This window comes from Streptomyces sp. NPDC008001 (assembly GCF_042958085.1).
GTDB lineage: Bacteria > Actinomycetota > Actinomycetes > Streptomycetales > Streptomycetaceae > Streptomyces.
Map to the genome: position 1 here is coordinate 1 of NZ_JBIBIZ010000016.1, position 19,544 is coordinate 19,544.

At 73.5% G+C, this 19,544-nt stretch carries 17 protein-coding genes, 1 other RNA gene and 1 pseudogene; 3 read left to right on the forward strand and 16 right to left on the reverse strand.

Annotated features, from left to right (window positions below; all coding sequences use genetic code 11):
* From ACFZCD_RS32160 to ACFZCD_RS32180, 5 genes and pseudogenes are all read right to left on the reverse strand, one after another.
* Positions 1 to 306: pseudogene (locus ACFZCD_RS32160) on the reverse strand (NAD-dependent malic enzyme); the annotation flags it as partial.
* A 355-nt stretch (positions 307 to 661) separates the two neighbouring features.
* Positions 662 to 3,187, reverse strand: a complete 2,526-nt coding sequence (locus ACFZCD_RS32165; protein WP_391836595.1) for a HelD family protein — start codon at positions 3,185 to 3,187, stop codon at positions 662 to 664.
* Positions 3,188 to 3,297: 110 nt separating this feature from the next.
* On the reverse strand, positions 3,298 to 4,050 hold the full coding sequence (locus ACFZCD_RS32170) for an anti-sigma factor family protein (protein WP_391836596.1): 753 nt from the start codon (positions 4,048 to 4,050) through the stop codon (positions 3,298 to 3,300).
* Positions 4,047 to 4,586 carry a sigma-70 family RNA polymerase sigma factor gene (locus ACFZCD_RS32175; RefSeq protein ID WP_391836597.1) on the reverse strand — a complete coding sequence of 180 codons (540 nt, stop codon included), beginning with the start codon at positions 4,584 to 4,586 and terminating at the stop codon, positions 4,047 to 4,049. The genes ACFZCD_RS32170 and ACFZCD_RS32175 overlap by 4 nt, the downstream gene beginning before the upstream one ends.
* Before the next feature lie 38 nt (positions 4,587 to 4,624).
* On the reverse strand, positions 4,625 to 5,167 hold the full coding sequence (locus ACFZCD_RS32180; RefSeq protein WP_391836598.1) for a hypothetical protein: 543 nt from the start codon (positions 5,165 to 5,167) through the stop codon (positions 4,625 to 4,627).
* 324 nt (positions 5,168 to 5,491) lie between these two features.
* Here ACFZCD_RS32180 and ACFZCD_RS32185 point away from each other — a divergent pair, with 324 nt between their 5' ends.
* Positions 5,492 to 6,487 (forward strand): CHRD domain-containing protein, encoded by a 996-nt coding sequence (locus ACFZCD_RS32185; RefSeq protein WP_391836599.1) that lies wholly within the window; start codon positions 5,492 to 5,494, stop codon positions 6,485 to 6,487.
* Here the strand turns inward: ACFZCD_RS32185 and ACFZCD_RS32190 are convergent.
* Positions 6,474 to 7,067 carry a CGNR zinc finger domain-containing protein gene (locus ACFZCD_RS32190; protein ID WP_391836600.1) on the reverse strand — a complete coding sequence of 198 codons (594 nt, stop codon included), beginning with the start codon at positions 7,065 to 7,067 and terminating at the stop codon, positions 6,474 to 6,476. The genes ACFZCD_RS32185 and ACFZCD_RS32190 overlap by 14 nt on opposite strands.
* Positions 7,068 to 7,171: 104 nt before the next feature.
* Positions 7,172 to 8,131 carry a LysR family transcriptional regulator gene (locus tag ACFZCD_RS32195; protein ID WP_391836601.1) on the reverse strand — a complete coding sequence of 320 codons (960 nt, stop codon included), beginning with the start codon at positions 8,129 to 8,131 and terminating at the stop codon, positions 7,172 to 7,174.
* Between the two features lie 83 nt (positions 8,132 to 8,214).
* Here ACFZCD_RS32195 and ACFZCD_RS32200 point away from each other — a divergent pair, with 83 nt between their 5' ends.
* Positions 8,215 to 9,420, forward strand: a complete 1,206-nt coding sequence (locus ACFZCD_RS32200) for an MFS transporter (RefSeq protein WP_391836602.1) — start codon at positions 8,215 to 8,217, stop codon at positions 9,418 to 9,420.
* Here the strand turns inward: ACFZCD_RS32200 and ACFZCD_RS32205 are convergent.
* The 6 genes from ACFZCD_RS32205 to ftsE form a co-directional block, all read right to left on the reverse strand.
* Positions 9,371 to 10,669, reverse strand: a complete 1,299-nt coding sequence (locus ACFZCD_RS32205) for a hypothetical protein (protein ID WP_391836603.1) — start codon at positions 10,667 to 10,669, stop codon at positions 9,371 to 9,373. The two genes, ACFZCD_RS32200 and ACFZCD_RS32205, sit on opposite strands and share 50 nt — an antisense overlap.
* Before the next feature lie 132 nt (positions 10,670 to 10,801).
* Positions 10,802 to 11,171, reverse strand: a transfer-messenger RNA (tmRNA) gene (ssrA, locus tag ACFZCD_RS32210).
* 90 nt (positions 11,172 to 11,261) lie between these two features.
* The gene (gene smpB, locus ACFZCD_RS32215) at positions 11,262 to 11,774 is read right to left on the reverse strand and encodes an SsrA-binding protein SmpB (RefSeq protein ID WP_391836604.1); all 513 of its coding nucleotides are present in this window, start codon (positions 11,772 to 11,774) and stop codon (positions 11,262 to 11,264) included.
* An 18-nt stretch (positions 11,775 to 11,792) separates the two neighbouring features.
* Positions 11,793 to 13,028, reverse strand: coding sequence for a S41 family peptidase (locus tag ACFZCD_RS32220; RefSeq protein ID WP_391836605.1), 1,236 nt, complete (start codon positions 13,026 to 13,028; stop codon positions 11,793 to 11,795).
* Between the two features lie 67 nt (positions 13,029 to 13,095).
* Positions 13,096 to 14,010 (reverse strand): permease-like cell division protein FtsX, encoded by a 915-nt coding sequence (ftsX, locus tag ACFZCD_RS32225; RefSeq protein ID WP_106682122.1) that lies wholly within the window; start codon positions 14,008 to 14,010, stop codon positions 13,096 to 13,098.
* Positions 14,011 to 14,019: 9 nt separating this feature from the next.
* Complete coding sequence (gene ftsE, locus ACFZCD_RS32230) at positions 14,020 to 14,709, reverse strand: cell division ATP-binding protein FtsE (protein WP_391836606.1); 690 nt, start codon at positions 14,707 to 14,709, stop codon at positions 14,020 to 14,022.
* 256 nt (positions 14,710 to 14,965) lie between these two features.
* On the opposite strand from ftsE, the gene ACFZCD_RS32235 reads away from it, so the two are divergent.
* Positions 14,966 to 15,160 carry a hypothetical protein gene (locus ACFZCD_RS32235; RefSeq protein ID WP_391836607.1) on the forward strand — a complete coding sequence of 65 codons (195 nt, stop codon included), beginning with the start codon at positions 14,966 to 14,968 and terminating at the stop codon, positions 15,158 to 15,160.
* 206 nt (positions 15,161 to 15,366) lie between these two features.
* Here the strand turns inward: ACFZCD_RS32235 and ACFZCD_RS32240 are convergent, their stop codons facing one another.
* The 3 genes from ACFZCD_RS32240 to ACFZCD_RS32250 all read right to left on the reverse strand — a co-directional run bounded on the left by ACFZCD_RS32240 (position 15,367) and on the right by ACFZCD_RS32250 (position 19,475).
* Positions 15,367 to 16,506, reverse strand: a complete 1,140-nt coding sequence (locus tag ACFZCD_RS32240; RefSeq protein ID WP_391836608.1) for a hypothetical protein — start codon at positions 16,504 to 16,506, stop codon at positions 15,367 to 15,369.
* Positions 16,507 to 16,747: 241 nt separating this feature from the next.
* Positions 16,748 to 17,854: a peptide chain release factor 2 gene (prfB, locus tag ACFZCD_RS32245; RefSeq protein ID WP_391836609.1), complete on the reverse strand. Its 1,107-nt coding sequence runs from the start codon at positions 17,852 to 17,854 to the stop codon at positions 16,748 to 16,750.
* Between the two features lie 355 nt (positions 17,855 to 18,209).
* Positions 18,210 to 19,475: a serine/threonine-protein kinase gene (locus tag ACFZCD_RS32250; protein WP_391836610.1), complete on the reverse strand. Its 1,266-nt coding sequence runs from the start codon at positions 19,473 to 19,475 to the stop codon at positions 18,210 to 18,212.
* Between the last annotated feature and the right edge of the window lie 69 nt (positions 19,476 to 19,544).

Here is a 19,544-nt window from a genome sequence, read left to right on the forward strand (position 1 = left end):
GTGCTTCGACGCCATCTCGATCTTGCCACCGAGGTGCATCAGGAACGTACGGTCCGAGACCTTGCCCAGCACCACACCCTCGATACCGCGGAGCTCCTCGACGATCTCCTCGGCGTGGGCGGTGGAGCTCGCGGCGACGGTGACGTCGATCCGCAGCTTCTCGTGGCCGGAAGCGGTGACGTCGAGGCCGGTCACCGATCCGCCGGAGGACTCCACGGCCGTGGTGAGCTGGCTGACCGCGGTCCCGCTCGCGGGGACCTCCAGCCGGACCGTCATCGAGTACGAGACGCTTGGCGCCGTTGCCATGGCCGACTTCCTCTGCTTTCCCTGGTTTCGCTGATGCGCGGCTCGATCGTCCCACCTACCCATCGGTAGGGGTTAACCAGGTCCGGGTTCCGGAAATAAAGTTCCGCAAAAGCCGGCGGGCGCCCCTCCCTGAGGAGGGGCGCCCGTGGCGAACGCCAGGTGACACCGGCCCGCCATGCTCGCCTCGCGGCAAGTGGTCGCTCGTAGCGACGAAGGTTGGGCCCGGGGGCTTGGATCGAGCCGGTGCCACACCCAGGCTAACAAACCGTCCCGGGAAGTCATTCCGCCCCGGCGGATTCACCCTTGGGGCGCATCAACCGGGGGACGGAAGCGCCCAGTCCCGCAGCAGGTCCGGTCAGTCCCGCAGCAGGTCCGGCACGCCGTCGGAGTCCGGGTCGTCCCGCTCGCCGGAGAGCACCGTCAGCCGCTGCGTGGCGCGGGTCAGCGCCACGTACAGCACCCGCAGGCCCGCCGGGGACTCGTCGGCGATCTCGGCGGGCGAGACGACGACCGTCGCGTCGTACTCCAGGCCCTTCGCCTCCAGGCTGCCCAGCACCACGACCCGGTCGCCGAGCCCGGCCAGCCAGCCGCGGGCCTCGGCGCGCCGCCCCATGGGCACGACCACGCCGACGGTGCCCTCGACGTCCGCCAGCAGGTGCTCCGCCTCCGCCCGCACGCTCGGGCCGAGCCCGGCGGTGCCCGCGACGGCGAAGCGCGGCACGACGCCCGTCGAGCGGACGGCCGCGGGCGACTCCATGCCCGGCATCGCCAGCGCCAGCACCTTGGCCGCGAGCTCGGCGATCTCCGCGGGGTTGCGGTAGTTCACGGTGAGCCGGAAGCGGGTGCGGCGACGGGCGCCGAGGGCCTCGTCACGGGCGGCGGCGGCCTCGTCCGGGTCGGACCAGGAGGACTGCGCCGGGTCGCCGACGATCGTCCACGTGGCCGTGCGGCCGCGGCGGCCGACCATCCGCCACTGCATGGGCGTGAGGTCCTGCGCCTCGTCCACGATGACGTGCGCGTAGTCGCGGCGCTCCTCGGCCAGGCGCTCGGCGCGCTCGCGGCGCGACTCCGAGCGCTGGGGCATCAGCTCCTCCAGGCCGGTGAGCTGGTCGAGCGGGTCGTACTCGCGCGGCTTCTTCGGACGGGCCGGGGCGCCGAGGAGCGTCTCCAGCTCGTCCAGCAGGGCCACGTCGTGGACGGACAGCGGGCCGTGGCCACGGGCGTCCAGGCGGCGCAGCGAGCGGGCCAGGAGGCGGTTCTCGCGCGGGTTGAGCACCCGGCGCGAGAAGCGGGCGAGGCGCTTCTCGTCGGCCATGCACGCGAGCACCTGACGCGGCGTCAACTCCGGCCACCAGGCGTCGAGGAAGGCGAGGAAGTCGTCCTCGGTGGTGATGTCCTCGTCGAAGGCGGCGCGGGCCTCGGCGGCGAGCTCGGGGTCGGTGTAGCGCTTGGGGCCGCCGGCCTTGGACCAGAGGGCGTCGAGGATCAGCCGGCGGGCGCGCGGGCGCAGCAGGTTGACGGGCGCGGTGCCGCCGAGGGCGGTGTTGCGGATCCGCTTCAGCTCCTCGGCGCCGAGCTCGATGCGGGCGCCGAAGGCGACGACGCGGAGGCGGTCGGGGACGGGGACGGCGGGGCGTCCGGCGCGGGCGCCGGAGCGGCCGTTCCCACCGGGGCCGCTGAAACCGCCCGAGCCGCCCGAGCCGCCGGCCGGAGCGTCGAACAGGCCGCCGTCGAGCGACAACTGGCCGTCCCGCTCCGCCGGCGCGGTGCTACGGCCGCCCGGTGCGGCGCCGTGGGCCCGGCCGGCCGCCTGGTCCGCGCCGGAGCCCTCCAGCGCGCCCCGTACGGCCTTGCGGAGCACCTTGAGCATGCGGGAGGAGCCCTTGATGCGGGCCACGGCCGGCTCGTCGTACGTGTCGGCCTCGGCGCCGTCGACCAGCGAGCCGACGGCGCGGATGGCGACCTGCCCCTCCTCGCCGAGGGAGGGCAGCACGCCCTCGGTGTAGGCGACGAGGAGCGGGGTCGGGGAGACGACGAGGATGCCGCCCGCGTACCGGCGGCGGTCCTGGTAGAGGAGGTAGGCGGCGCGGTGCAGGGCCACGGCGGTCTTGCCGGTGCCCGGGCCGCCCTCGACCTCGGTCACCGACGCGGCGGGGGCGCGGATGACCATGTCCTGCTCGGCCTGGATGGAGGAGACGATGTCGCGCATCGTGTGGCTGCGGGCCTGGCCGAGCGCGGCCATCAGCGCGCCGTCGCCGACCACCGGCAGGGTGTTCCCGCCGAGGGTGGCGGTCAGCTCCGGGCGCAGCAGGTCGTCCTCGACGCCGAGGACGCGGCGGCCCTTGGAGCGGATGACGCGGCGGCGCACGACGCGGCCGGGCGCGACCGGCGTGGCGCGGTAGAACGGCGCGGCGGCGGGCGCCCGCCAGTCGATGACCAGCGGGGAGTAGTCGGCGTCGAGGACGCCGATGCGACCGATGTGCAGGGTCTCGGCGATCTCGGCCCGGTCGCCGCGGACGGCGTCGTCGGCGGGCTCGACGGAGGTGTAGGCCCCGTCGGGGCCCTTCTTCCCGTCCTTGCCGAGCAGCAGGTCGATGCGGCCGAAGAGGAAGTCCTCGAATTCGCTGTTGAGCCGGTTGAGGTGCACTCCGGCCCGGAAGACCTGGGCGTCCCGCTCGGCGAGCGCGCCGGGCGTGCCGACCTGCCCGCGCTTGGCGGCGTCGTCCATGAGGAACTCGGCCTCGTGGATCTTCTCCTCCAGGCGCCGGTACACCCGGTCCAGATGCTGTTGTTCGGTACCGATCTCGCGGTCGCGGACCCCATCGGGCTCACTCTGCGGTCCGGTCGCCACCTGCGCGTGTGTGGCGTTCTGCGCGGCCACCCAAGCCCCCTTCTGCTGTGCCTAGGGCAGCCGTCAACCGTACGCGAACACAGGTGCTGAGCGCACCTGTCAGGACATGGTTGTTTTTATTGCGTCTGAATGGGTTTTGGTCACACCTTGACGGTCGCGAGGAGCGTGCCGTCGAGGGTCCGCACCTCGAACCGGGAGATGTCATTCCGGTTCAGTGCGGCGCCGCCGTGGGTGTACAGCGGCTCCTTGCCCCACTTGTCGCCCTTGTCGGCCGCGTCCGTCCCGTCGAGGCCGTAGCCGCCCGGCGGGACCGCCCACGTCGTCACCGTCTGCCGCTCCCCGTTCTTGCCCACGGCCACGAGATCGCAGGTCAGCGGGCCCCGGACATGGGCGAGCCGGAGCGCCACGTGGGTCCCCCAGGGCTTCTGCTGCAGCGAGACCGTCGCGTCGACCTTCGTCGTCGGGTCGACGGCGCCGATCTTCTCGCCGTCCTCGTACATCTGCTTGGCCGCGCTCACGCCGCTGTGGTCCGGGGCCTCCTCGGAGAAGACCGCCGCGCCCACCAGCGGGCCGGCGACGATCAGCGCGGCGGCGGCCGCGACCAGGCACAGGCGGCGGGTGCGCTGCGCGCGCCGGGCGGCGGCGACGCGGCCCAGCAGCCGGTCCAGCAGCGCCGGGTCCGGGCGGGGCGCGACGGCCTCCGGGACGGGCGCGGACTCCTTCAGAGCGGCGAGCAGCGGCGTCAGCCCCATCAGCTCGTCGAGCTCGGCGGCGCACTCCGGGCACTCGGCGAGGTGCTCCTCGAACCGGGCCGCGTCCGCCTCGCCGAGGACGCCGAGGGCGTAGGCGCCCACGCCGGTGTGCTGCTCGTGGTCCGGTGCCGGCCGGTTCATGCCGTCACTCCTCGTTCTTCGAGCGAGAGCTTCATCGAGCGCAGTGCGTAGAAGACGCGGGACCGCACGGTCCCCGCCGGCACGCCCAGCACCTCGGCCGCCTCGCTCACGGTACGTCCCCTGAAATAGGTCTCGATCAGCGCCTCCCGGTGGGCGTCCGTCAGGTCGCCGAGCGCGTCGGAGATGGTCATCAGCCGCAGCGCCCGGTCGATCTCGTCCGCCGCGGGGATCAGCTCCAGCGGCCCGGGGTCGACCTCGCGCGGACGCGCCTGCCGGCTGCGGTGGTTGTCGATGACGATGCGCCGGGCGACGGTCACCAGCCAGGGCCGTACGGAGCCGGGGGTCCCGCGCAGCCGGTCGGCGTTGCGCCAGGCGCGCAGCAGCGTCTCCTGGACGACGTCCTCCGCGCGCTGGCGGTCACCGTCGACCAGGCGCAGCACGAAGGCGAGGAGCGGGCCCGCGTGCTCTTCGTAGAGCGCCCGCATCAGGTCCTCGTCGGGGCTCGTCCTGTCAGCCACGGCGGCATCCTTGCGCAAGGCTTCCCCCTGGTCGATAGCGCGCGTCGGCGTTTCGGTCAGTACCCGTGGCCGCCGGTCCCACCGCCCGAGCCGCCGCCCGTGCCTCCGGTGGCCGGGCCGGCCTTCATGCCCGTCGGACTGCTGGCGAACCAGGTGCCGCCGACGCCCTGGCCCTTGGTGTCGCCGGGCCGCGCGTCCTTGGCGAACCGGTACAGCGGCCAGCCGCCCAGGGTGAGCTGCTTGCTGCCGTCGGAGCGGGTGACGGTGCCGACCAGGCTCTTGTCGATGCCCTTGAGCGTCACGCTGCCCGTGGCCGCGGCGGGCGGCCAGGTGATCGCGCACTCGCCGTTGCAGTCCGAGACGGACGGCTTGGGCTTGTCCATGTCGAAGCGGTAGAGCGTGAAGCCTTTCGCGTCGGTGACGAGGGCACCGAGCTTGGGGTCCTCGCTACGGACGAGCGCCGTCTGTCCGCTCCGGGACGGGGTGCTCCCGCCGGACGACGGCGATCCGCCGCCGGAGTCGCAGGCCGTCGCGGTGAGGGCGAGCGCGGCGGCTGCGGGCACCGCGAGGAGGGCCGCCGTCCGTGTGGTTCTGCGCATGGCCATTTCCTCTGTCCCCCCTTTCCGCTGTTCCGGCTGTTCCGGTGGGGGCCGGTGAACCCCTTCGGCCATGAATACGGGCGGGGCGGGCGGACTGTTCAGCGCGCGGCGAGGAATTTCGAGAAGGCCCGGGGGCGGGCGTCAGAGGGACATCCGAGGGAGCCGTGGAGGAAGAGTCCGGCATACGGATCGAATGGCCCGCGCGTTCAGCCGCGGGCCCGTGATGCAGGCCTCAATTCCCGCCTGAACGGGAGCGCGGGCCGGTCCCGTACGACACCCCGAGACCGGTGCAGGGGGCACCGGCTCCGTACGGGGAGGTTCGTCATGAACCGCATCAGCAAGCGCCGGGGCATCGTCGCCGCCACCACCGCTGCCGCCGTCGCCGCGGGGGTCGGCATCGCCTTCGCCGTGGTGCCGGGCGAGGGGGAGGGCGGTGCGGGCAGCGGTTCGCCCGGGGCGGGCAAGGGTTCGCTCGGGGCGGTGAGCAGCCCGAACCGCGCGGGCGCCGTCTTCCTCGCCGGCAGCCTCAACGGCGCGAACGAGGTGCCGGCAGCGGACGGCAAGGCCGTCGGCGACAAGGACGGGCGGGCCCTCGCCTTCCTGCGCGTCCAGGACGACGAAGTGTCCTTCGCGTTCTCCTTCCGCGGCATCGCCCCGCCCACCGCCGCGCACCTCCACCAGGGGGTGCGCGGGAAGAACGGCGATGTACGGATTCCGTTCTTCGCGCAGAAACTGCCCGACGGGCGGAACAGCGCCACCGGCACGGTGAAGGTCACCGACGGCAAACTCCTGGAGGCCCTCAAATCCGGGCCGGACGGCTTCTACCTCAACCTGCACACCGGGGAATTCCCCGGCGGTGCGGTGCGGGGGCAGGTGCACCGGCTGAGCGCGCCGCTCGACATGAACACCGCTGTGAACGCCTTCCGGGCGTCCGTCGTCAAAGGCAGCCAGATCTACGTCTGCACGGAGCGGGACGGCGGCGGGTTCGCCTTCGCCCAGGAGAACGTGTCCGCCACGCTCGACGGCGACATCGTCCACTCGTTCGTCCGGCCCGGAGGCGACCCGCAGTGGGTCGCGCCCGACCGGTCCGCCGTCACCGGCAAGGTCGTCGCCCGGACCCCGAACGGGGACGGGAACGTTCCCGAGCTCGACCTGCGCGCCACGGCGTCCGGCGCGGGAACGGGCGTCCTCGCCGCCACGACCGAGATCCTGCGGCTGAACACGCAGGGCGGCGCGGCCCCCGCCGGGCCCTGCGACCCGCAGCGGCAGCCGAAGGCCGCCGTGCCCTACCGGGCGGACTACGTCTTCATCGGGCGTTGACCGCCCGGCGGCGGTGCCGGGCCACGCGCTCGCGGTTGCCGCAGACCTCGCTGGAGCACCAGCGGCGCCGGCGGCCGCGGGACGTGTCCAGGTAGACCAGGGAACAGGCCTCGCCCTCGCACCGGCGCAGCTGCCCGCGCGCGGCCGGGTCGGTGAGCAGGTCGACGGCGTCGCGGGCGATCTGCCCGAGGAGGGCCCCGCAGTCGGGGTCGCCGACGAGGCTGCGCAGCAGGAGCCCGTCGGCGCCCCTGCCCGCCCTCAGCGCGGGCGGGGCGGTGACGGCGAGGGCGTTCACCCGCTCCAGGTCGGGGTCGGCGGCACGGCCGTCGACCTCGGCGTGGACGACGCGGTGCAGGAGGTCGCGGACGGCGCGGAAGCGGCCCAGCCAGGCGGCGTCCACGGCGGCCAGCGGGGTGCCGTGCGGGACGGCGCCGGAGCCCAGGAGCCAGGCCCGCAGGCGCTCGGGGCTGTCGAGCCGCTCGGCCGGCTCCTCGCCGGGCCGGCCGGCGGCCGTGGCCACCAGATCCAGACAGAGCCGCCCGGCGTCAAACCTCAGTCCGTACGAAGCCCCTGACACCACCCCACCAGAGTGCCTCGCGAGGGGGCGAGGTGTTAACCCCGCGAACGGGTCCGCGCCGCGGGCGACACGGCGGAGGCGGCACCCGCCCCGCCGGCGGGCGCCCGTCACGCCGCCATCAGCGCCGCGTCCCCCGGCGGCAGCCAGGACCGCTCCGGCCGGGTCAGCCAGTCGTGCCGCGCGGCCAGGGTGGACGCCGCGGTGCGGAGGGCGGAGAGGGCCGGGTGGCGCAGGCCCCGGCGCCAGACCATGGAGACCGGCGAGAGCGGCACCGGGCCGGCCAGCGGCCGCAGGACCATCCCCGGCACCTCGATGAAGTCCACGCTCGCCAGGACCGACCACCCCCGCCGCCGCACCACCCGCACGAACTCCCCCTCCCCCTCGATCTCCGGGAACGGCGCGGCGATGCCGATGCCCCGCCCCTCGAAGAGCCGCTCGGCGAGGTCCGTCCACTCGGCGGTGGCCGGGTTCCCGGCGGCGGCGTAGAGCGTCTCGCCCGCGAGCGAGCCCAACGGCACCTCCGGCAGGGCGGCCAGCCGGTGCCCCTCGGGCAGGAGGACGGCCATCGGCTCGTACCGCACGGGGCAGTGCTCCAGCCGCTCCCGCACCGCCGGGCCGAGGCCGGCCACGCGCCCGAAGGAGACGTCCAGCCGGCCCGCGAGGATCTCGGCCGCCGCACCGGTGAGCCCGCTGTGGAAGCGCGCCACCAGCTCGTGCTCCGGCGCCGCACCGCGCGCCGCGGTCAGCACCCGCCACCCCGTGCCGGCCGTGGCCGCGCAGTCCACGATCAGCGGCCGCTCCTCCCGCGCCCAGGCCGCGTCCAGCTCCTCGTGCGCGGCGAGCACCCGCCGCGCGTACGGCAGCAGCCGCTCCCCCTCGGCGGTGAGCGCGACCTGACGCGTCGTCCGGGCGAACAGCTCGCTCCCCAGCCGCCGTTCGAGCCGGCGGATGTCGCGGCTCAGCGCCTGCTGGGCGGTGAACAGCCGGGCCGCGGCCCGGGTGAAGTGCAGTTCCTCGGCGGCCACGGTGAACGCCCGCAGCAACCGCGGCTCTATGTCGTACGGCACGGCCGCAGTCAACAACAGATCCGCGTGAATGGCGACCGTTCAGGTGTTGGACCGCGCACCGGCCCGGCCACGAGGCTTGCCGCATGCCCCCGCACAACCCTTACGCCCGTCTCTTCGCCGTGCCCGGCGCCCGCGCCTTCACCGCCTGGAACCTCCTCGCCCGCCTCCCCATGGGCATGTTCGGCGTCAGCGCCGTCCTGATGATCTCCGCCGCCCGCGGCTCGTACGCCCTCGCCGGCGCCGTCACCGCGACCGGCCTCGCCGCCACGGCGGTCGCCGGCCCGTGGACGGCCCGGCTCGTGGACCGTTACGGGCAGGCCCGCATCACCGTCCCCGCCGCGTCCCTGGCCGCCCTCGGCTCGCTCGCACTGGTGCTGTGCGTGCACGGTGGCGCCCCCGCCTGGACCCTGTTCGCCGCCTACGCGGCGACCGCGACCACCCCCAACACCGGCGGCATGTCCCGCGCCCGCTGGTCGCACCTCCTGCGCGCCGACCCCGCCGCCCTGCACACCGCCAACGCCTTCGAACAGGCCGCGGACGAGGCGTGCTTCATGCTCGGCCCCGTCCTCGCGACGTTCCTGTGCACGTCGTTCTTCCCGGAGGCGGGCACGCTCGCCGCCGCCCTGATGTTCCTCACCGGCGCCGTGCTCTTCTCGGCACAGAAACGCACCGAACCCCCCATATCCGCCACGCCCGTACGCTCCCGCTCCCCCCTCCGCGGAAACCCCGGCCTGATCACGGTCCTCGCGACGTTCCTGTGCACCGGCGCGCTGTTCGGCTCGCTGGAAGTGGTGACCATCGGCTTCGCCGACGCCCAGGGCCACCGCCCGGCCGCGGGAGCCGTCCTGGCCCTGCAGGCCGCGGGCTCCTGCGCGGCGGGCCTGCTCTACGGGCTGGCCCGCCCCTCGGGTCCGGCATCCGCCCGCTTCCCCCGGTGCCTGGCCGCGATGGCCGCCCTCGCCCTGCTACCGCTCCTGACGACGGCCGCGGGCGGCGGCCTGCCCGCCCTCGCCGGCGCACTGCTCCTAGCCGGCATGGCCACGGCACCCACGATGGTCACGGGCATGAACCTCGTCCAGGGCCTGACCCCGCCCGGCAGCCTCAACGAGGGCATGACGCTGGCCGTGACCGGCCTCCTCGCCGGCATAGCCGCCGGTTCGGCGGCGGGCGGCTGGGCCGTCGAGCACCTGGGCGCGGCGGGCTACGCCGTGCCGGCGGCCGCCGCGGCGACCGCGCTGCTCACGGCGACGACGGGCCGCCGGGCGCTCGCCGCGCAGCCCGCCGCCTGAGGAGCACACCGATCCCGGCAGCCGCCAGGACCCCGCCGGTCGTCCCGCCCGCCACGTAGGCCACGGTCATCCCGGAGGCCCCGCCACTCCCGCCCTTGCCGCCGTCCCCGGCAGCCCTGGGCGTCCCGGAGGCCTCCTTAGTCCCTGGGGCCCCTGAGGTCCCGGAAGTACCGGAAGTACCGGAGGAGCTGGACGACGCGGCGGTGGCCGCAGTCACCACCAGGTGCCCCACCTTCGTGACCCGCCCGTGGTGGCTGGCCACCGTGACCGCGTACGTCCCGGGTGCGAGGCCCTGCCGGATCCGCGCGGGCGCGAAGTACCGGGGGTCGTCCCCGTCGCCCGCCTTGCTGTCGTCCCGCCGCAGCCGCACCGGCCGTTCGAACGCCGGGGACGTGGCCGTCAGCCGCTCCTCCTCGCCCGGATCGGGCGAACGGTCCCGCCACAGCACGTTGACGGTGCCGCCGGCCGGGACCCGGTGTCCTTGGTCCCGGGCGCTCTCCGGCGCGGACGCGGGCGACGTCCCGAAGAACGCCGGCCCGCGCGCCCGCCCGACGTAGTCGCGGTCACCGGGCCGCGCCGCCCGCACGGTCAGCGGCTTCTCCCCGACGACCCGACCGCCCGGCCCGTACAGCGTGACCTTGTACGTACCGTCGCGGGTGCCCGGCGGCAGCTCGGCCGCCCCGGAGAAGAGCCGGGGATTGTTCCAGTCGGTGCTCGACGGATCGTGCGCCAGCCGCACCTCCTTGCGGAAGGCGGGCGAGCGCACGGTGAACGATCGCCCGTTCTCCCCCGGGTACAGGTCGTCGTACGCCATCCACAGCCGCTCCCCCGGCCGCAGCACCTCGCCGGGCGAGGCCGCCGTGAAGCTCGGCCGTTGCGAGGGCTTCACCTCGACCCGGTCCTCGGCGACGACCCGGCCGCCCGCCCGGACGGTGAGCGGGTACGTGCCGGGCGCGGTGGTCATCGCGATGGCCGGGCGGGCGTGGTGGGCGTGCTCGCGCACGGCGAGCCGGACGGGGCGCGGGAAGACGGGCGAGGAGACGGTGACGTCGCCCCGCCCCCGGGCACCCTGCACCTCTATGTCGACGAGCTCGCCGGGGCGGTTGCCGAAGGCGCTGTTCAGCAGCAGGTGCACCGCGCCGTGCCCGTCGCGGGCCGGTGCGGCCGCCGCGGGGCCCGCACCGCCCACGAGCAGCAGGGCCCCCGCCACCGCGCTCAGCACGGCGACCGCCGTCCGTGTCCGGTTCACCGGGTCACCACCCCTCGTAGTGGAGCGTCACCTGGAAAGAGGGACGTAAGCGCCTATCGGTTGCCGCGGCACACATGGCAAAAGCCCCTGATCTGCGTTTCCGCAGATCAGGGGCTTTTGCCCACATGGGATGAGTGGAGATGGCGGGAATCGAACCCGCGTCCAACGGTGCAGAATCAGGGCTTCTCCGAGCGCAGTCCGCTGCGATTTTCTCGGCCCCGGAGATCACGCGGACAAGTCTCCGACGGGCTCAGTCACTGTTTGATTTCCCACCAGCCCCCGTGACCGGGGTTAGTGGTTTAGTTCCCTAGCTGATGCCAGGATCCGGGTCGGGAACAGCCCCGGGCTGACACTTCGCAAGTCGCTACTTAGGCAGCGAGGGCGAAGGAATCGCGCTTGGTGTTGGCGATTATTGGTTGCGACATATGGTTTACGAGATCATTGCCGCTTCCTCGGCTCGCTTCCCCTGCTTCGACATCCGCTGTCGAAACCGATCATCCCCATGTTGATTTTTCAAATCGCACACCGGGTACCACCCCGTGTCGTGTGCTACGCCCATCGTACGTGACCGACGGGCGCGCGTGCCAGCGTATTACCGCTGCTGGCCCCGCGCCGCCGTCGCCCGCTGCCTGCGGCGCGCCGCGGCGATGGCGCGGTTCGACTCGCGGGTGTCCTGCTTCTCGCGCAGGGTCTGCCGCTTGTCGTACTCCTTCTTGCCCTTGGCCAGGGCGATCTCGACCTTGGCCCGGCCCTCCTTGAAGTAGATGGCGAGGGGCACGATGGTGTGCCCCGTCTCCTGCGACTTGGAGGCGAGCTTGTCGATCTCGGCCCGGTGCATCAGGAGCTTGCGCTTGCGGCGCGCGCTGTGGTTGGTCCACGTGCCCTGGGTGTACTCGGGGATGTGGGCGTTGTGCAGCCACGCCTCACCGCCGTCGATCTGCACGAAGCCGTCCACCAGCGAGGAGCGCCCCTGGCGCAGCGACTTCACCTCGGTGCCGGTCAGCACCATGCCGCACTCGTAGGTGTCCAGGAGGTGGTAGTCGTGCCGCGCCTTCTTGTTCTGCGCGACGAGCTTGCGCCCCGTCTCTTTCTTGTCCTTAGCCATAGCGCCGCCATTCTCGCACTACGACCCACCCCCGAGGCCACTCAATACCGTGCGGGCCCGCTCCTCCGCATCGCCGCGCACCAGCAGGTCGGGGGCGATGCCCCGGCCGTCGACGGCATGCCCGGCGGGGGTGCGGTAGTGGCCCACGGTGAGCTCGGCGACCGAGCCGTCCGCGAGGCGGCTCGGCATCTGCACGGACCCCTTGCCGAAGGTCCGCGACCCCACGAGGACGGCCCGGCCGCGGTCCTGCAGGGCGCCCGCCAGCAGCTCGGCCGCGCTCATCGTGCCGCCGTCGACCAGGACCACGAGCGGCAAGGGGGTGGCCCCGCCCGGCCGGGCCTCCAGGGTGCGCTGGGCGCCGTCCACGTCGTACGTGGCGACGAGCCCGCCGTCGAGGAAGGCGGAGGCGGCCGTGGCGGCCTCCTCGACCAGACCGCCCGAGTTCCCCCGCAGGTCCAGCAGGATGCCCTCGCCCGGCAGGGCCTGGGCGGCCGCCGCGCGCACCTGCTCGCCGGTGCCTCGCGTGAACGAACCGACCTTGATCCGCACGGCCGCGACGCCGCCCTGGACGAGGTGCTCGGCCGTGACGCTCTCGCTGGTCAGCCGCTCCCGGTACAGCGTGCGCTCCCAGCTGCGGCCGGCGCGCTCCACCCCGACCCGCACGGGCGTGCCCGGGCCGGGCCAGGCGGTGGCGTCCCCCGCGTCGCCGCGCAGCAGGGCGACGACCTCGGTGACGGGGCGGCCGTCGACGGGCGTGCCGTCGACGCTGCGCAGCCGGTCGCCGGAGCGGAGGCCGGCCCGGTCGGCGGGGCTGCCGGGGCGCACGCTGTCGACCTCGGTGCGGCCGCCCGCGGCGCGCCGGGCGGAGAGGCCGACGCCGATGTAGGCGCCGTTCAGGGTGCGCTCCAGGCCCTCGTACTCGCGGGCGCTGTAGACGGCGCTCCAGCGGTCGCCGCTGCGGCCGACCACTTCGGCGGCGGCTTCCGAGCCCGACTTGCCGTCCTGGACGGCGCGGGCCGCGGCGGCCTCGACCTCGCTGTGGTCGACGGGGGCGCCGGTGACGGCGGGGTCCGCGGGTCTGGCCGCCGTGCGGGAGGCGGCGTGGACCTCCGGCGAACGCTTTCGGCCGTCCTGGCCCTCCGGGCTCCAGGAGCCGGCCGCGGCGCCGGTGGCCAGCACGCCCGCGAAGACCAGTGTCAGCGCCGCGCCGCGGCGGGCGCGGCGCTGCGGATGGAACATCGACGGGCCGGGCATGCGCGTGAGTCTAGGACACCAGGGCGCGCCGTACGGGGAGTTGACCGCACAGCCCCCTTGGCTCATCTCACACCTTGAGGTACTTGCGGAGTGCCGCGAACGCCGCCAGGGCGGGCATCAGCAGCCCGATGGCGAGCACCAGCGGCAACTTGGCCAGGACCGCGTCCCAGCCGATGAACTGGATGAGGTCGATCTGGTCGACCAGCCAGTTGTTCACCAGGAAGTAGTGGCCGGCCACGAGCAGCACGCACGCGAGACCCGCGCCGAGCAGCCCCGCGAAGGCGGCCTCCATGATGAACGGGATCTGGATGTAGAAGCTGGACGCACCGACCAGCCGCATGATCCCGGTCTCCCGGCGGCGGCTGAACGCGGAGACGCGGACCGTGTTCACGATCAGCATCAGCGCGACGACGAGCATCAGCGCCATCACGCCGAGCGCCGCGTAGTTCATGCCGTTGACCAGGTTGAAGAGGTTGGACAGGACGTCCTTCTGGTCCTGCACCATCTGCACGCCCGGGCGCTGCGAGAAGGCGGTCGAGATGACCTCGAACTTGGTGGGGTCCTTGAGCTTGACGCGGAAGGACTCCTGCATCTGGTCCGGCGTGACGAAGCCCGCGATCGGCGACTTCTTGTCGAACTGCTCCTTGTAGTGCTTGTACGCCTCGTCGGCCGTCTCGAACTGGACCTTCTGGACGACGCTCATCTTCTCCAGATCGGCGCGGATCTCCTTCTTCTGGTCCTCCGTGGCCGCTCCCTTGGCACAGGAGGGGAAGGACTCCGCGTCGGTCTTGTTGCAGAGGTAGATGGAGACGTTGACCTTGTCGTACCAGTAGCCCTTCATCGTGCTGGCCTGCTCGCGCATGAGCAGGGACCCGCCGAAGAGGGCCAGAGAGAGCGCCACGGAGACGATCACCGCGAAGGTCATCGTGAGATTGCGGCGGAGACCGACGCCGATCTCCGAGAGGACGAACTGGGCGCGCATGGCGTCCTTTCAGTGCTGGTAGCCGTACACGCCGCGCGACTGGTCGCGCACGAGGCGGCCCTTTTCCAATTCGATGACGCGCTTGCGCATCTGGTCCACGATCTGCTGGTCGTGGGTGGCCATGATGACCGTGGTCCCGGTCCGGTTGATCCGGTCGAGGAGCTTCATGATGCCCACCGAGGTCTGCGGGTCGAGGTTGCCCGTCGGCTCGTCCGCGATCAGCAGCATCGGACGGTTGACGAACGCCCGGGCGATGGCCACGCGCTGCTGCTCACCGCCGGAGAGCTCGCCCGGCCGGCGGTCCTCCTTGCCGCCCAGACCCACCAGCTCCAGCACCTGCGGGACGGCCTTCTTGATCTCCCCGCGGGGCTTGCCGATCACCTCCAGCGCGAAGGCGACGTTCTCGCTGACGGTCTTGTTGGGCAGCAGCCGGAAGTCCTGGAAGACCGTGCCCAGCTGGCGGCGCATGTGGGGCACCTTCCAGTTGGACAGCCGGGCCAGGTCCTTGCCCAGCACGTGCACCTGTCCGGTGCTCGCGCGCTCCTCGCGGAGCAGCAGCCTCAGGAAGGTGGACTTGCCCGAGCCCGAGGAACCGACCAGGAAGACGAACTCGCCTTTCTCGATCTCGAGCGAGACGTCGCGGAGCGCCGGACGGTTCTGCTTGGGGTAGGACTTGGAGACGTTGTCGAATCGGATCACGAGTGCACCACGCGTCGACCTGGATAGGGGGCACGGACCGCCGCGCAGGCGGCTCCCGTTCGGTGTGCGTGACCATACGCGAACGAGCCGTGCACGCGCAGGCAGCGACCGGGGTCGGCGCGTTTATTACCGTCATGTTCGGGGACAAAACGAGGACAATCGGCCCGCACGCGCCGTTCGGCGCGGAAGCTGGCACAGTGGTAGGGGGAACCGCTCGGCTCTCCCGCGCGTTGGACGTACCGGAGGAGGAGATCGCATGACATGCGACCGACTGGTGTGCGCCAACTGCGCGGCTCCCGTCAGTGAGGGCCGGTGCCCGGTCTGCCGGGCCAGCAGGGAGCGGCTGCAGCACCAGGAAGGCATCTTCGCCGGCCTGACGCCTGCGGCGCTGATCGTGCTGCTGGCGGCGCTGGTGGCCGTGGCCGTGCTCGCACACGGATTCGCCGGGTAGCCGGGTAGCCGGTCAGCCGGGTACTTGTACCGCCGGGTAGCCGCCGGGCCGCGCAGAGTGATGCGGGTCGTGCGGGTGCCCGCCAAGACGACGCGGGAGGGCCCGGAGCGCTGAGCGCTCCGGGCCCTTTTGTGTGCCTGCTTACGGCGTCGGCCGTGCGGCCTGTGGCTTGTGCGGCCCGCGGCCTATGGCCTGTGACGCTGCGATCAGGCCGCGGCGCCCGCGCTGCGGGTCATGAGGCGGGGCAGCAGCCGGAAGCCGACACCGCCCGCGATCATCGTCGCGGCGCCGATCACCAGGAAGCCGGTCTGCGAGGCACCGGTCTCGGCCAGCTGCTCCTTCGGCTTGGCCTGCTGCACGGGCTTGGAGCCCGCGCTGTCGGTGTCCGTGTTGTTGCCGCAGTTGCTGCTGGTGTCGACGGGGCAGACCTTGCCCTGGTCGCCGGAGTCGCTGCCGCCGGTGGAGCCGGTGGCACCCGTCGAACCGGTGGAGCCGGTCGAACCCGTCGAGCCCGTCGAACCGGTGGTGCCGGAGCCGCCGGTGCCGTTCTGGTCGCCGCTGGTGGAGCCGTGGTCGCCGGTGGAGCCCGTGGAACCGGTGGAGCCGGTCGACCCCGTGCTGCCGGTGGAGCCCGTCGAGCCCGTGCTGCCGGTGGAGCCCGTGGAACCGGTGCTGCCCGTAGACCCGGTGCTGCCGGTGGAGCCCGTCGAGCCGGTGGAACCGGTGGAGCCGGTGGAGCCCGTGGAACCGGTGGAGCCGGTCGACCCCGTGCTGCCGGTGGACCCGGTCGAGCCGGTGGAACCGGTGCTGCCCGTGGAGCCGGTGGAACCGGTGCTGCCGGTCTCGCCCGTGGTGCCGGTGGAGCCGGTCGACCCGGTCGAGCCGGTGGAACCCGTGGAGCCGGTCTCGCCCGTCGTACCGGTGGTACCGGTGCTGCCCGAGCTGCCGGTGGTCTCGCCCGAGCCGCCGACGCCGCCGGTGGAACCCGTCGAGCCGGTGGAACCCGTGGAACCGGTGGAGCCTGTCGACCCGGTGCTGCCGGTCTCACCGGTGGAGCCGGTGGACCCGGTCGAACCAGTGCTGCCCGTGGAACCGGTGCTGCCGGTCTCGCCCGTGGAGCCCGTGCCGCCGGTGCTGCCCGTGTTGCCGCCCGTGGGCGGCTGCGGGATCTGGTCCGGGTCGTCGGGCGAGGCGACTGCGTGAACGCCCGCCTTCACACCGACACCCGCAACCTGGACGTTGACGCCGGCGGCGGATGCCGCGCCGGCGGCAGTCAGCGAAGCGCCTGCGGCGACCACCGCGCCGGCGGCTATCCGCGCGACACGCAGTCGCGTCTTCTTCGTCATATGCCTGCTACCCCCAGTAGCTCACTCGTCATTGGAGCAGCTCCGCACGGGGCGGTGGCGCTACTGGAGGCCGGCACGGCCGGGCGGGCCGGCCGTGTGATGCGGCGGCACTGTCGGCCGGGCCGCGCGCCCCCGCCACACGCGCCCCTGTGCTACGCGTGCCGCTCGCCAGCCTTTCCACTTTTTGACGCAGCGTCAAGCCGGATACGCGGGGGTTGTCCTGCTATAGAGGCCCTTGGGGTTACTTCTCCTGCTGCTTGCGCCAGCGGATTCCGGCCTCCAGGAAGCCGTCGATGTCGCCGTCGAGGACGGAGGTGGGGTTACCGACCTCGAACTCGGTGCGCAGGTCCTTGACCATCTGGTACGGGTGCAGGACGTACGAACGCATCTGGTTGCCCCAGGAGTTGCCGCCGTCGCCCTTGAGGGCGTCCATCTTGGCCTGCTCCTCCTGGCGGCGGCGCTCGAGGAGCTTGGCCTGGAGGACGTTCATGGCGCTCGCCTTGTTCTGGATCTGCGAGCGCTCGTTCTGGCAGGAGACGACGATGCCGGTGGGGATGTGCGTGATGCGCACGGCCGAGTCGGTGGTGTTGACGCCCTGACCGCCGGGGCCGGAGGCGCGGTACACGTCGATGCGCAGCTCGGACTCGTCGATCTCGACGTGGTCGCTCTGCTCGACGACCGGCAGCACCTCGACGCCCGCGAAGGAGGTCTGGCGGCGGCCCTGGTTGTCGAAGGGCGAGATGCGGACGAGCCGGTGCGTGCCCTGCTCGACGGAGAGCGTGCCGTAGGCGTACGGGGCCTTGACGACGAAGGTGGTCGACTTGATGCCGGCCTCTTCGGCGTAGGACGTCTCGTAGATCTCGGTGCTGTAGCCGTGGCGCTCGGCCCAGCGCAGGTACATGCGCTGCAGGCGCTCGGCGAAGTCGGAGGCGTCGACGCCGCCGGCCTCGGCGCGGATGTTGACCAGCGCCTCGCGGGCGTCGTACTCGCCGGAGAGGAGGGTGCGGACCTCCATCTCGTCCAGCGCCTTGCGGACGGAGGCTAGCTCCGCCTCGGCCTCGGCGAGGGTGTCGGCGTCGTCCTCGGCCTCGGCGAGCTCGAAGAGCACCGCGAGGTCGTCGATGCGGCCGCGCAGGGCCTCGGCCTTGCGCAGCTCGGCCTGGAGGTGCGAGAGCTGGCTGGTGATCTTCTGCGCCGCGTCGGGGTCGTCCCACAGGGACGGGGCGGCCGCCTGCTCCTCGAGCACGGCGACGTCGGCCCTCATCCTGTCGAGGTCCAGGACGGCCTCGATCGACCCCATGGTCGAGGAGAGGGACTTCAGCTCTTCGGATACGTCAACGACTGCCACGCACCCAGCCTAACGGCTACGCCGCGCTTCCCGGCCCTCAAGGCCCCGGAGGACCCTCCACAACCCCCGCCCCCTCGGGCCGGGGGCCGGTTCCGGCGGCGCCGGCAACGCCCCGGTGCCGGGCACCCCCGCTCCCGCCGCAGCGGCGACCAGCCACCGCCCTGCAGACCGGCGGTGCCGGACCTGCATCGGCCGGGGGCCGCCCGGCACCGCCGCGGGGGCCGGACGCCGCGGCGGCGGGTCCGAGGTGGACCCGTCCACCTCGACCGTCGCGACCGACCGCACCCCCGCTCCCGCCGCAGACCGGCGGTGCCGAACCCGCACCGGGCCGGGCCGGGCGCCGGGCCCGGGACCGTCAGCGTTGGGGGTCGTGGTGGTGGATGCCCGGTTTGGCGTCGCTCGTGTCGTGGTCGGCCGTGGCGAACCAGCCGCCCACCCCCGCCGCGGCCGCCAGGGCCACCGCCGCCGCGCCGAGGCGGATGCGGCGGCGGCGCTGTTCCGCCGGGGAGCGGTGGCGGGCGGAGCCGGCGCGGCGCTGGCCGGCGGCGCGGGGGGCGCGGGCCGTGCCGTGGGCGCCGCCCGCGAGCTCGGCGGGCGTGGGCACGCGCATGCTGGTGTGGGTGTCCCGGCTGGAGTCCGCGACGCCGCCCGGCACGAGCGGCACCACGCCCCGCCGCCGGGTGGCGGCGGGCACCGCGGGCCCGTCCCCGGGCACGTCCGCGCCGGCGGCGGGCTCCGGCTCGTCGTCCGGCTCGTCGATGTCGAGGGGCGGTATCCCGGCGAGCCCGGGGAGCAGCTCCCGCAGGCGCACGGCGAGCTCGGAGGCGCGCAGCCGGGACGCGGGCCCCTTGGCCAAGCACTGGACGAGGAGCTGCCACAGTTCGTCGGGGATGCCGGGCAGCGGCGCGACGGTCTCGGTGACGTGCCGCCGCAGCACCGCGCCGGGGTGCCCGCCGCCGAAGGGCGTGAAGCCGGCGAGCAGCTCGTAGAGGACGGTGGCGAGGGCGTAGACGTCGACGGAGGCCCGCGGCGGCAGGCCCTCGATGATCTCGGGGGCGAGGTAGTCGGGCGTGCCGATGACGCTGCGGGGGCCGGGCCCGCGGCCGCCCTCCCGGGCGGGCCGGGGGGCGTCCACGAGGCGGGCGATGCCGAAGTCGGTGAGCAGCGCGGGGTGCGCGCCGCCGGGGCCGAGCGGGCCCTGCATGTCGAGCAGGACGTTCTCGGGCTTGACGTCGCGGTGGACGATCCCGGCCGCGTGCGCGGCGGCGAGCCCGTCCGCGACGTCGGCGACGATGGCGACCGCGGCCTCGGGCGCGAGCCGCCGTTCGCGGTCGAGCCGGGTGCGCAGGTCCGTCCCCCGGATCAGGTCCATGACCAGGGCGAGGTCGGCGCCGTCGACGACGAGGTCGCGGACCCCGACCACATGCGGGTGGTCGAGGCCGAGGAGCGCGGCGCGCTCCTGGACGAAGCGGCCGACGAGCTCCTGGTCGGAGGCGAGATCCTCGCGCAGGAGCTTGATGGCGACGGGGCCCTCGGGGCCCTCGCCGAGCCACACCGTGCCGGCACTGCCGCGGCCGAGGACCTGGTGGGCGGTGTACCGGCTACCGATCTTCCGTGCCAAGACTGTTCCCCGACTCCTCGTCTCCGACAGGCGCGCTGGCGACCAAGCTACTGCCAACGGTCACCCCCG

What these genes read in the sequence shown, in the direction of transcription:
- ACFZCD_RS32200 (WP_391836602.1), top strand. Translation starts at nt 8,215, where the DNA reads ATGCCCCCGCACAACCCTTACGCCCGTCTCTTCGCCGTGCCCGGCGCC.
- smpB (WP_391836604.1), bottom strand. Translation starts at nt 11,774, where the DNA reads ATGGCTAAGGACAAGAAAGAGACGGGGCGCAAGCTCGTCGCGCAGAAC.
- ACFZCD_RS32180 (WP_391836598.1), bottom strand. Translation starts at nt 5,167, where the DNA reads ATGCGCAGAACCACACGGACGGCGGCCCTCCTCGCGGTGCCCGCAGCC.
- ACFZCD_RS32185 (WP_391836599.1), top strand. Translation starts at nt 5,492, where the DNA reads ATGAACCGCATCAGCAAGCGCCGGGGCATCGTCGCCGCCACCACCGCT.
- ftsX (WP_106682122.1), bottom strand. Translation starts at nt 14,010, where the DNA reads ATGCGCGCCCAGTTCGTCCTCTCGGAGATCGGCGTCGGTCTCCGCCGC.
- ACFZCD_RS32240 (WP_391836608.1), bottom strand. Translation starts at nt 16,506, where the DNA reads ATGACGAAGAAGACGCGACTGCGTGTCGCGCGGATAGCCGCCGGCGCG.
- ACFZCD_RS32170 (WP_391836596.1), bottom strand. Translation starts at nt 4,050, where the DNA reads ATGAACCGGCCGGCACCGGACCACGAGCAGCACACCGGCGTGGGCGCC.
- ACFZCD_RS32235 (WP_391836607.1), top strand. Translation starts at nt 14,966, where the DNA reads ATGACATGCGACCGACTGGTGTGCGCCAACTGCGCGGCTCCCGTCAGT.
- ACFZCD_RS32220 (WP_391836605.1), bottom strand. Translation starts at nt 13,028, where the DNA reads ATGCCCGGCCCGTCGATGTTCCATCCGCAGCGCCGCGCCCGCCGCGGC.